Origin of the sequence: Pseudomonas sp. P8_229, from assembly GCF_034008635.1 — a bacterium.
Classification (GTDB): Bacteria; Pseudomonadota; Gammaproteobacteria; order Pseudomonadales; family Pseudomonadaceae; genus Aquipseudomonas.
This window is the reverse complement of record NZ_CP125378.1, coordinates 3287446-3298794: the sequence shown is the minus strand read 5'-3', so window position 1 is coordinate 3298794 and position 11349 is coordinate 3287446. Positions and strand designations below refer to the sequence as shown.

Genomic DNA, 11349 nt, shown 5'->3' with positions numbered 1-11349 from the left:
AGAATCAAAAATCGTCGTTAATCTGGATGGCTCATCAGCGAGGCTCTTGTTTCTGCCGGTGCAGAGCGAGGCACTTCCGTGACACGTGCAGCCTGTCCGGCCTTCATTTGACGTACAGAGCCCAGCAAGTCCTTCTGGAATTGCTCCAGTTCATTGAGCATCGCTGACTTTCATCCTTCAGTTGCTTAAGAACGGCTGCACAGGTTGTCGAAAATGACACGTATGCCGCCTCGCGCTTCAAACCTGACTAATCTCAAACACAAACGAAATCCTTCTCTGACTCGCACTCCACACATAACGCAAATGCTTGCCCTGCTTCGGAATCGACACCGCCGGCGGGCGGAACGCGGCAACACATTCATGACCCGGCAGGCGGACGCTGTTGTAGAGCAGTCCCCACGATTCAGACTCGCGCAGCTGTCGGGCAAACGCCTGTGACGGGCCATAAGCTTCCGGATCGGGTTGATGCAAATGTGCAAAACCATCACGAACATCGTGCAGCGGTTTAACCACGCGATTGACGTAAGTCCGCATGGTCAGCTCAAGATCCGCTTCGTGGGTGGCCGCGAGGAAACGTTCCTGGTGATAGCAAGTTTCGGCGATGGCCGCGGCCTGGCTGCTGGCGGCGTAGTAGACGCCGAAGGTGCCATCGGTGAAGCGGCTGCTTTTGCCGATGTGGGTAAACGCCGCCATCACCGGGGTGGAACCGGGGCCAGAGAGACGGTCTTCAGGGCGCACGCGGGCGAGGACGCCGGCCTGCTCGATCAGGCGATCATTGGTCAGCGCTTCCAGGGCGTAGGCGATTTCCAGGTCTTCGGGGTCGAGCACGTCTTCGAACAGCGCAATCGGCGGGAAGCTGCTGTTGACGATCCGGTAGGCCTTGGGCCATTGCGGCTCGGCCAGCGACGGGGCCCTCAACCGCGCACCCCGTCGAGGTAGCGGCGCACGTCGGCAATGTCGACCACCCTCCCCGCCAGCATGTAATCCAGCGCCGTTCGGCCATTGAATGGTGCAGCCGTGTTTGGACTGCTGACCCACGTGTAGGCGCGCTCGCGGCTGTTGCTGAAGATGATGCTCAACGCCTTGTGAATACCCATCAGGTACGAGATGCGCTCCAGGGTGTCATGCGGCAGGCGAATGTTCGGCGGCAGGTGTTTGTACTTGTAGAACGTGGTGTTGCCGACGCCACCCAGCAGCGTGCGCTGCTGCTCGGCGTTGCAGCCCCAGCGCTCCATGAGGTTGAAGAAGAACTTCAACGCAACGCGCCCGGCTTCCGGGACGTCGAGTTGTTCACGCGGGGTGGGCGCTGGGGATGAGGTAGGCACGGCCGCCTCCATTGCTGAGTGACATGCTTTCAAGCCTAGTACAGATACGGATGTTTGTTATCTATTAATCCGCAAATGAATCAATTCCTTTCTCAGATAAGGTCCCGGAAAAAGCCACGAATTGTTATTCCAAGTCAGCATTTTTTGACCTTCATCACCCCCACGTCATCAAAAATCCCGATCCTGTGTCAGCTTCCAGCCATCGGCAGGGGCATCAATTCGCTACTAAACCCGCGACAACTATGCTCAGGTGCTGGAATATACCCGGCATATGACGCCGGATCGGCAGTCTCGTAAACAACAATACCCAGCCCACTTCAGAGGGCATTACCCATGGATAGCAGAACCTTACGCAACCTGATGCGCATCGTGCAGACCGGCTCGTTGTCGGCCGCAGCCGAGCATTCGTGCCTGACTGTGCAGGCCCTGGCCGCGCAGTTGAACAAGGTCGAAGAGCAGTTCGGTTTCCGCTTGTTTCGTCGTTCCAACAAAGGTCTGACGCTTACGCCGCAAGGCACGGAGCTCACGCCCTACATGGACAAAGTGCTGATTGCCACGCGACAGATGGAAGAAAAGGTCGAGGCGCTCAAGGTGCCGGGCCAGCGCACATTGAAGGTCGCGTTGAACAACACGTTGTCGTCTGACTTCAACCGGCGAATGATCGGACGCCTGATCGAGGTGTTTCCCGATTACCAGATGGAATTCAGCTACGCCGAGTCGATGGAAAACCTCAGCAAGCTGAAGAATGAAGACTTTGACCTTGCGGTGCTGATCGGCCCGCAGCGTCCGGGCTTGCCGAGTATCGTCCTGCCGGATGTGCAGGTGCAGGTGGTCGGTGCCCATTGCGGGCAGGAAAACGATCCGCTGACGTTGCTGGGCAACAAGTTTCAGGTGCGTCCCGCGGAAGATTGTCCGTATTCCCACAGCTTCCTGCGTTTTCTCGACGCCGGCCTGGGCAATCACGAGAACGGTCAGCGCATGGTCTATTCCTGCAGCGAAACCCTGACGCTGTCGTTGATCACCCAGATGGACGCGGTCGGCATGGTTTCCCGCGAGGCCGCGCAGAAGAACGGCCTGACGATTTTCCCCGGTTTCGAGGACTTCCTCGAAGTGCGCCTGGCGGTGAACAACCCGAACCTGTCAGGCAAGGCCTTGAACGACGTGGTCGATCTGCCGCTACATGAACGAGCCGAGCGCAATGTACGCAGCCGTCCCAACCGCCACACTGAGAAAGAGGTTTTTGCTGAAGTACGCACATAACAACGTCGGAATGGCTGCATAAAATTCCGGGCGGTCGAGCTGTAGGTGCTGATCCTTGATCAACAAGGGAGTCAGGCTGATCGCAGCGACGATCGCCACCGGCAGGTATTCCAGCGCCCGCGCAACGAATGGCGGCCAGTGCTCGGTGTTGACTTGCAATGGCAGCGCGCGTGGCAGGAAGGTCACGGCCATCATCAGCGCGACTACCAGGATCAGGAACGTTTGGTCAGGCATACACCCACTCCGCAGCCCACAAACGTGGCGATGAATACGTTGAACGGCGAAGTGCCGACCAGGCTCAGCACGCCCATGCAGGCGACGGCAGCCGCTGCGGCGATGAGTTTGTTGCGGGTGTTGCACAGCGACACCAGCACATAGAGCATCATCGCGGTCAGTGCGTAGTCGAGCTGATATTTGATCAGGTGCGAAGCGTATTGCGCACACACCGCGCCCAGCAATCCGCCCAGCACCCAGGAGGTGTGGCAGAACAGGTTGAAGCCGATCAGGTAACGGATATTGACCGGCGCGCCGGTGCCGAGTTTGACGCTGTGAAACGCAAAGGACTCATCGGTCAGGCCACCAGCGTAAGCCCAGCGCTCCATGCGGCTCAGCCCCAGTGCACGCAGGGCCTTGGCCATGTAAACCGACATCAGCATGTGCCGCGCATTGATCAGGAACGTGGTCAGCACGATGGTGGTCAGCGAAGCACCGCTGGAGATCAGCGCCAGCGCGGCGAATTGCGAAGCGCCGGCGTAGACGAACAAGCACATCGCCACCGGCAGCCACATCGGCAGCCCGGCGTTGACCGCCATCAGCCCGAACACGAATGACACCGTGAAATAACCGGCCACCACCGGGCTGGCTTCGGCAAACGTGCGCGATGGCTGATGGGCAGCCATCAGCGGCGCATTGCCGGACGTTTCATTCATAGATCCCTCTCAAATGTCCGCTCGCCGTGGGGTTCGCAAAAACCCTGGGCAGTCCAGAATCGCTTGCCCGCGAGGTTAGCATCGTCGACGAACAGAAACATCCGTAATACACCGACCCGTTTCATGTCGGACGACGCCGCTTCCACCAGCCGCTGGCCGACGCCCTGGCTGCGGTAGCGCCGGCTGACCGCGAGGTGGTTGATGGTGCCGCGACTGCCGAGCATGCCGCCAAGTACGGCACCGACGATTTCGCCTTCCACGTCGAAGGCCAGATAGGCCGTGGTGGTTTTCTGGATCAATACACCGCGCAGGCATTTGGCGTCCTGCCACTCGCAGAACGACACTTCGTCGAACTGGCGGAAGAAACGCTCCATGCGCTGCGCGTCCTTGGCGGTGGCGCGTCGCAGCACCACCGGCGTCGAGCACTCGACGCCATCGATTGGGGTGATCTGATTAGCGAACAATGTCGAAAGCGGTCCCGGGCCGCGAGAAGGAAATCGCCAGAATCTGCCGGTAGGCCATGGCATGGGTGTGGGTGTTGCGCGCCGGGGTCACGTAGTGGCGCATGTCGCGGTCAAGGAAGTAGGTGGTATCGAGGATTTCCTTGTAGGTGGTCGACGCCAGTTGATGCTCGTGCACATCGTACAAACGGCTTTCCGCACCTTCGACGTTGTTGCGCCCCCAGAAGTGCACACCGCTGAACGGATAGCCGTCGCAGTGAATCCCTTCCGGAGTGATTTCCAATTGTTTGCCGGGTTTGATCTCGATGCGAATCTGATGGATCTGGCACTGCCAGATTTCATCGTGCAGCTCTTCCGGCAGCACGCTTTTGTACACTTCAAAATCGGTGTCGATCAGGCTGCGCATCACCGGCGAAGTGATCACTTCATCGGAGAAGTCCTGAAAGTGCCGCACAACGCCGCCCACGTAGGCGTTGTTCTCTTTCGACTGCACGTACGCGCGATGCTCGAGTTGCGTCAGTTCACGGGTTTTCGGGTTGTACTCAAAGTCGCTGTAACGACGGTAACGCATGCCGGCTTCGGCCTGACCGTAGTAACTGTCTGGCTCCATGTTTTCCCAACTTTTGGTCAGTCTGACGAAGTCGGCAAAATGACCGTAGAGATTGAAGTCACCACCCTGGACGTTGACATACTTGTCCCGCCGTAGCGATTCGCCCACTTCTCTGTTCAAAACGATCATTACCAAATTCTCCGCTGCGTTGAGCGGCCTAATCTATTAGGTGGAGAATTTGCGTCCATGAGAAAGAATTTCAGGCATTTAAAGCCCTGCTTGAAACGGTACTTGAAGGTGCTTGAAAACAACCTTTAAGTGACAAAAACACCGGTTTTTTACGGTTTTTGCGTAAAAAGCGTCGAAAAAAAACCCCGAGCGAGTCGGGGTTTTCTCAGGTGTCTAGACCTGAACGATCATCAGAAGATGTTGATCGGGTAGTCCACGAACACACGCAGTTCGTTGCCGCTGCTGTTGTAGTCGGCGGATTTCTGCGACACACGCAGGATCGAGCTGCGCAGTTTCACGCTCAGGTCTTTGGCCGGGCCACTTTGCACGACGTATTTGACCTGGTTGAAGATTTCACGCTCGGTGCCACCGGTGGTGGTTGCGGTGGTGATATTGTCGCCACGCACGTAAGCGACGTTGTAGCTCAGACCCGGTACGCCGAATGCGCCGAAGTCCAGGCCGTAACCCAACTGCCAGCTGCGCTCGTCTTCAGCGTTGAAGTCCGACCAGTAGGAGTTGGCCAGGTAGATAGTGTTGCCACCGTCACCAACGCGACCTTGATCCTTCTGATAGCCACCGTAGGCGTAGCCCAGGTTGCTGTCGCCGGTGGAGCGCTGATGCGCCACGGTGAACGAGTGCGGGCCGGTGACGAAAGTCGCTGCCAGGCTCCAGATCTTGTTGTCGTCACCGGTAGCGCCGCTCTGACGAACATAGGAGTCGTCGAGCTTGGTGCGATAGCCGTTGAAGTCCAGGGTCAGGGACTGATCCTTGTCGATCGGGAATACGTAGTTGGCGTTCACGTATTGCTTCTTCAACACGTCTTCAACGTCGGAAGCGTACAGCGCCGCCTTGAACTGTTCGGTGAACTGGTAGCTACCGCCCAATACGTTGATTGCCTTCAGACCACCGCTGTCACGGCCTTCAGCGCTCTTGCGCGATTCGGCAGTGAACCGACCGGCGTCCAGTTGCAGGCCTTTGATCTCTTTGGAAGTGATCAAGGTACCGGTGTAGCTTTCCGGCAGCAGACGCGAGTTGTCGTAGTTCAGCACCGGCAGGGCCGGCATCTGGTCACCGTAGGTCAGCACGGTGTTGGACAGGCGGAATTTGACCGCCGCGCCACCCTTGGACAGGTCGTTGGCCGGGTGGCCGCTGTCGCCCTTCTTGAAGAAGTCGATACCTTGTGCGCCGCTGCGATCTTCGCTGCGCTCCAGGTTCAACGCGTACAGACCGAATGCATCCACACCCACACCGATGGTGCCTTGGGTGAAGCCGGACGAGAACGTACCGATGGCGGCTTGGCCCCACTCGGATTTGTCTTTGTTGCCGTCTTTGTAATCACGATTGATGTAGGCATTGCGCAGCAGCACTTTGAGGCTGCTGTCTTCTACAAAACCCTTGGATTCGGCCTGGCCGTCAGCCATGGCCTGTGTGGCACTCAACATCCCCAGTGCGATCAGACTGATACGCTTGTTCAACATTTTGTTTTCCTTATTACGGGTTGAAACGCGCTGTGTCGAACGGCTGAAACGGCGCTAATGCACTCTTTTTTCACCCCGAAACAAAAAGACCCGCCCACGACAAAACCGTGGCGGGCCTTTTTATTATTTTGAGTCATGGCGGTTAGCCACAGGCGTTGGGCCGAATCGTAGCCGCGCCCTCAATAATGTGTCAATTTCAAGAATCGTCTTTAAATAGGTAAAAATCGTCTAAGAATCGTAAATTTTGCGATAGCCCATTGCTCGGAAATGCGCTTAGCCAGTGAATCCAGCGCGATTACGCGCAGCCGGCGAGACCACATTGCGCGGGGGATTGAGCCGCCCCATCAGCCACAATCGCTTGCCCCAACCAGTCGGCGAAGGCCTGCGGTTTACCCAGCCAAGGGCTGATATCGATCAACGTGAATTGCCCGTCCTGCTCCAGCGCCAATGTCGGGAAGCCCTGCCCGCCCAACCGTGCCAGCAGGGCGCGACTGGCTTTTACATGCGCTTGGGTATCAACGGATTTAAACGCAACCGCGAAAGCCTCCCGTGCGTAATCCATCTGACTCGCGATTTCGAACAGCACAAACTCATCGGCAATCCGCCGCCCTTCCACGTAATGCGCCGTTTGCAAACGCCCGAGCATCTCCAGGCCGCGGCCGTCGATGGCCTCTGCCGCCATCACCGCAGCGATGGGTGGGGTGGAGTCGAAAATCGCCGAGTGATCGCGCAGCAGACCTTCGAAATACGCCTCGCCAAATGACTGACCGGTGTATTCGGCAATGCGCCGATCATGGGGCATGACGTAATTGCGCAATTGCGGTGAGACTTGCTGGCGGTTCGGGCCACTCATCATTCCGCCCGCATGAGCCACCACCGGCAGCACTTGCTGCGCAGCTTGCACCAGCGGTTTGGCGCCGTAGCACCAGCCACACAACGGGTCATAGATGTAGTGAAGGATCATGGGAGAACTCCAGCAGAAAAGTGGGAAAAGTCGATGCCGGCAGACTATTCCTTCACGCATGGGCGAAAAACGCCGGAATGGCTTTCAGACTGTTTCGTGAATCGGTCGAATGGACCAAACGGTCAGGCCGTATCTAAATCGACATAAATTGAAACAATCTGACAGGGGAACTTCTCAGGAATAAATTACAGGAGCAAATGCAAAGCATTACCATTCGCGCATTTGAATTCTTCTACCCTTTCGGATGCGCTTTTCAATGCCTGCCCCGTTCCGCCTCACGCCTGTCACCCTTGGATTGTCTGTCGTTCTGTCCAGCGGTTTTGCTTACTCTGCCACCGAGCTGCCCGCTACCGCGATCCGCGCCGAAGAACAAGCCGAGGACCCGCGCGTCAAGATCAGCAACACCGCCACCCGCACCTCAACGCCAGTGCGCTATGTGCCGCAAGCGATCGATTCGATCAAGACGTCGAACGTCGCCAACTACGGCACCCATGACATCGGCGACGCCTTGAGCGGCATTCCCAACGTCAGCAGCAGCGCCGACACTCGTTTCGACAGCCTGCGTATCCGTGGCTTCGATGCCAGCAACGACTTTTATCTGGACGGTGTTCGCGACGACAGCCAATACAAGCGCGACTTGCATAATATCGAGCGGGTCGAAGTGCTCAAGGGCCCGGCAGCAGTCCTTTATGGACGTGGCAGTCAGGGCGGGATCGTCAACCGCGTGAGCAAGATGCCCGAGTCTGGCCGTCGCTCGACCATCGAAGCCCAGGGTGGCAGCGAAGACCTGCGTAGCCTTTATGCCGATCTCAGCACCGACCCGAGCGAGAACCTCAGCTTGCGCCTGAACATGGGCAACATGGATGAAAACAGCTTCCGCGACGGCGTCAGTGGCAACCGCCAGTTGTTCGCGCCGTCAATGAGCTGGCAACTGACACCGGACCTGAACTGGCTGGTGCAATACGAATACAGCCGCTACAACCGCACGCCGGATCGTGGCATTCCGGGGGTGAATGGCCGCCCGGCAGACGTCGGTCGCGACACCACCTACGGCAACGATCACGATTTCATCGACGACAAGGCGCAGTCCCTGCGTTCGAAGCTCACCTACGAGATCAACGACAACTGGCAATTGCGCCAGACCTTGGGCGTGTTCAAGCTCGACAGCGACTTCGACAACACTTACCTCACCGACTTCGACCCGAAAACCAACAAAGTCGCGCGCCAGCACTGGCAACAGGACCTGACCACCCGCAACGTCTATAACAACATTGAGCTGGAAGGCGGATTCGACACGTTTGGTCTGGAGCATCGCCTGTTGACCGGCGTCGAGATCGGCAGCCAGCGTCGCGATCCGACGTTGTACAACGCCGCGACCGGCAAGACTCCGGGCGCGCAGCCGGTGCCGTCGCTTGACCTGTTCAACCCCAACCGCGAGCTGCGCCACACGGGCAGCATGCAGGTGTTCAGCGACAGCCACACCGAAGTCGAAAGCCGCGCGGTCTACGTGCAGGACCAACTGCGCCTGAACGATCAATGGCAACTGCTGGCCGGCCTGCGCTACGACACCTTCGATATCGAGTCGACCAACCAGCTCAAGAACATTTCCGAAGATCGCGACAGCCACAGCACCAGCCCGCGCTTCGGGATTGTCTGGACGCCGCTGCAGAATCATTCGTTCTACGCCTCGTGGTCCAAAACCTTCTCGCCGGTGGGCGGTGGCCTGATCGGCATCACCCCGGGCGCCGCCGGCAATAGCAACGACTTGAGTCCCGAACTGACCAAACAGAAAGAAATCGGGGTGAAAAGCGACTGGCTCGACGATCGCCTGAGTACCACGCTGGCGGTCTATGACCTGGAGCTCTACAACCGCCGCACCACTGATCCCAATGACCCGACCCTGACCGTCATGACCGGTCTGCAGCGTTCACGCGGCATCGAGTTGACCGCGACCGGCAAACTCGTCGGCAATTGGTACATGCGCGGTGGCGTCGGCGTGCAGGACACGACCATCGAGAAAGACAACAACGGCCTGGAAGGCAAGCGCGTCAACAACGTGGCCAAACACAACGGGAGCCTGTTCCTGACCTGGAAACCGGAAATGGGCTGGTACGGCGAAACCGGCCTGACCCTGGTCGGCCAGCGTTATGCCGACAACGCCAATACCACCGTGTTGCCGGGCTATGGGCGCTGGGACGCACTGGTCGGCTACCGCTTCAAGGACTGGGACTTGCGCGCGGCGCTGAACAACATCACTGACCGTGAGTACTACGCCTCGGCCACCAGCAAAAATCAGATCCAGCCAGGTGCACCGCGCAGCGTGGTGATGACCGGCACCTATTCCTTCTGATTCAACCCAATACCTGTAGGAGTGAGCCTGCTCGCGATGACTATTTAACATTCAACAGATTCGTTGGCTGTTACTCCGCCATCGCGAGCAGGCTCACTCCTACAGTGGTTTTGTTTTGTGCATAAAAAAAGCGCCGCCATCCCGGCAGCGCTTTTACCAATCCTTGTTGTTTTTCTTATCCTTCCATCACAGCCCATAACGCTTCCAGTTCGGCCTCGCTGAACAGGCCAGCGGGGTAGCGCTCGATCATCATCCGGCGCGGATCAGGTTCCCTGATCTGACGCGTTCCGTTGGATTTCAAAAAGTGCGCGACAATCTGGCGCGATTCGCCGTTTACGGCCATGGGATGCAAAGTCCGCTCGCTGACTACGTTCACTTCGGCGTTCATTTCAGCGCTCTCTCCCCGTTCGTGAGCGGCTACGTTATCCAAGGTTTATGACAGAACTGTTGAAGTTCCTCCCTCTCCCTAGTGCGCTTTGTCCGATACAAGAGCTATGCCAAGGTTTGCGATTTGTCGACAAGCGGATACAAAGAAGCCCGCGGTCCAACAGGGCCGCGGGCTTCTTTACATCAATAGCGAGCTAATTTTTGCCTGACCGATTTATGAATCAACTCAAGCTGTTACGTCTCAACTCACTCTTTGTGCGGGGCAGGCTGCTGTTGGGTAAGGCAGTGGATATTGCCGCCGCCCAGTAACAGTTCACGGCCCGGCACCATCACCACTTCGTGCTGCGGGAACAGCTTCTGCAGGATTTCCCGCGCAGGAGCATCCATCGGATCGTCGAAGCTCGGCGCGATGATGCCGCCGTTGACGATCAGGAAGTTCACGTAGGAGCCGGCAAGACGCACGGACGGGTTGCGCTCCTGCGTACCGTCGACTGGATCGACACCGGCGCACTCTTCTTCGGTCGCGTACAGCGGCCCCGGAATCGGCATCTTGTGCACCGTGAACGGGCGGCCCTTGGCATCGGTGCTGCTTTGCAGCACTTTCATCGCGGCCTGGCAGCGCGGGTAGTTCGGATCCTGTGGATCGTCGGTCCACGCCAGCAGCACTTCACCCGGACGCACGTAGCAGCAGAAGTTATCCACATGGCCGTCGGTTTCGTCGTTGAACAGGCCATCCGGCAGCCAGATGATCTTATCCACCGACAGGTTGGCGCGAAGCACCGCTTCAATCTCTTCGCGGCCCAGGTGCGGGTTGCGATTGTGGTTGAGCAGGCACTCTTCGGTGGTGATCAGCGTGCCTTCGCCGTCGACGTGAATCGAACCGCCTTCAAGCACAAAACCTTCAGTGCGATAGCGCGGGCTGCGCTCGATTTCGAGGATCTTGCCACCGACCTGCGAATCACGGTTCCACGGCGCGTACAGCCCGCCTTCAAAACCACCCCAGGAGTTGAAGTCCCAGTTCACACCGCGCACTTCGCCGCTGTTGTTGATGACGAACGTCGGGCCGGTATCACGCACCCAGGCGTCATCGCTGGACATCTCGACCACGCGGATATTCGGTACGTCGAGGCGCGCACGGGCGTTTTCGTACTGGCCGGCCGACACGGCAACGGTCACTGGTTCGAAACGGGCGATGGCCTTGGCCACTGCAACATGCGCAGCCTGCGCCGGCTTGCCACCCAGGCGCCAGTTGTCCGGACGCTCAGGCCAGATCATCCAGGTCTGGGTCTGCGGCGCCCACTCGGCCGGCATGTAGAAGCCATCGTCACGCGGGGTACTGTTCAAAGTGGTCATCGGGATCTGAACTTCAGGGAACCGTCGAGGGTTTTCAAAGCAATGGCGACTTTATAACCGATAA

12 protein-coding genes and 1 pseudogene are annotated in these 11349 nt (G+C 58.2%); 2 read left to right on the top strand and 11 right to left on the bottom strand.

Annotation, left to right across the window (positions count from 1 at the left end; all coding sequences use genetic code 11):
* Nucleotides 1–35: 35 nt before the first annotated feature.
* The 3 genes and pseudogenes from QMK55_RS14940 to QMK55_RS14930 all read right to left on the bottom strand — a co-directional run.
* A pseudogene (locus QMK55_RS14940) lies at nucleotides 36–161 on the bottom strand (transcriptional regulator); the annotation flags it as partial.
* Nucleotides 162–237: 76 nt separating this feature from the next.
* Entirely contained in the window at nucleotides 238–918 is a 681-nt protein-coding gene (locus QMK55_RS14935; RefSeq protein ID WP_320329455.1) for an RES family NAD+ phosphorylase, read from the bottom strand.
* Nucleotides 915–1325 carry an MbcA/ParS/Xre antitoxin family protein gene (locus tag QMK55_RS14930; RefSeq protein WP_320329454.1) on the bottom strand — a complete coding sequence of 137 codons (411 nt, stop codon included), beginning with the start codon at nucleotides 1323–1325 and terminating at the stop codon, nucleotides 915–917. The genes QMK55_RS14935 and QMK55_RS14930 overlap by 4 nt, the downstream gene beginning before the upstream one ends.
* A gap of 333 nt (nucleotides 1326–1658) precedes the next feature.
* Between QMK55_RS14930 and QMK55_RS14925 the strand changes: the two genes are divergently transcribed.
* Entirely contained in the window at nucleotides 1659–2585 is a 927-nt protein-coding gene (locus QMK55_RS14925; protein WP_320329453.1) for a LysR family transcriptional regulator, read from the top strand.
* Here QMK55_RS14925 and QMK55_RS14920 read toward each other — a convergent pair.
* The 6 genes from QMK55_RS14920 to QMK55_RS14895 form a co-directional block, all read right to left on the bottom strand.
* On the bottom strand, nucleotides 2502–2819 hold the full coding sequence (locus QMK55_RS14920) for an AzlD domain-containing protein (protein ID WP_003220702.1): 318 nt from the start codon (nucleotides 2817–2819) through the stop codon (nucleotides 2502–2504). The two genes, QMK55_RS14925 and QMK55_RS14920, sit on opposite strands and share 84 nt — an antisense overlap.
* Nucleotides 2798–3514, bottom strand: a complete 717-nt coding sequence (locus tag QMK55_RS14915) for an AzlC family ABC transporter permease (RefSeq protein ID WP_102354648.1) — start codon at nucleotides 3512–3514, stop codon at nucleotides 2798–2800. Before QMK55_RS14915 ends, QMK55_RS14920 begins: the two co-directional genes overlap by 22 nt.
* Nucleotides 3511–3888 (bottom strand): GNAT family N-acetyltransferase, encoded by a 378-nt coding sequence (locus QMK55_RS14910; protein ID WP_102354767.1) that lies wholly within the window; start codon nucleotides 3886–3888, stop codon nucleotides 3511–3513. Before QMK55_RS14910 ends, QMK55_RS14915 begins: the two co-directional genes overlap by 4 nt.
* Nucleotides 3889–3967: 79 nt before the next feature.
* Nucleotides 3968–4714 carry a 2OG-Fe dioxygenase family protein gene (locus tag QMK55_RS14905; RefSeq protein WP_102354649.1) on the bottom strand — a complete coding sequence of 249 codons (747 nt, stop codon included), beginning with the start codon at nucleotides 4712–4714 and terminating at the stop codon, nucleotides 3968–3970.
* Between the two features lie 230 nt (nucleotides 4715–4944).
* Nucleotides 4945–6231: an OprD family porin gene (locus QMK55_RS14900; protein WP_102354650.1), complete on the bottom strand. Its 1287-nt coding sequence runs from the start codon at nucleotides 6229–6231 to the stop codon at nucleotides 4945–4947.
* Between the two features lie 295 nt (nucleotides 6232–6526).
* Entirely contained in the window at nucleotides 6527–7195 is a 669-nt protein-coding gene (locus QMK55_RS14895) for a DsbA family protein (protein WP_320329452.1), read from the bottom strand.
* A gap of 256 nt (nucleotides 7196–7451) precedes the next feature.
* Here QMK55_RS14895 and QMK55_RS14890 point away from each other — a divergent pair, with 256 nt between their 5' ends.
* Nucleotides 7452–9545, top strand: a complete 2094-nt coding sequence (locus QMK55_RS14890; protein ID WP_320329451.1) for a TonB-dependent siderophore receptor — start codon at nucleotides 7452–7454, stop codon at nucleotides 9543–9545.
* A gap of 175 nt (nucleotides 9546–9720) precedes the next feature.
* Here QMK55_RS14890 and QMK55_RS14885 read toward each other — a convergent pair whose 3' ends face one another.
* Together QMK55_RS14885 and aguA are read right to left on the bottom strand one after the other, a co-directional pair.
* Entirely contained in the window at nucleotides 9721–9933 is a 213-nt protein-coding gene (locus QMK55_RS14885; RefSeq protein WP_320329450.1) for a hypothetical protein, read from the bottom strand.
* A 245-nt stretch (nucleotides 9934–10178) separates the two neighbouring features.
* Nucleotides 10179–11285 carry an agmatine deiminase gene (gene aguA, locus QMK55_RS14880; protein WP_102354653.1) on the bottom strand — a complete coding sequence of 369 codons (1107 nt, stop codon included), beginning with the start codon at nucleotides 11283–11285 and terminating at the stop codon, nucleotides 10179–10181.
* Between the last annotated feature and the right edge of the window lie 64 nt (nucleotides 11286–11349).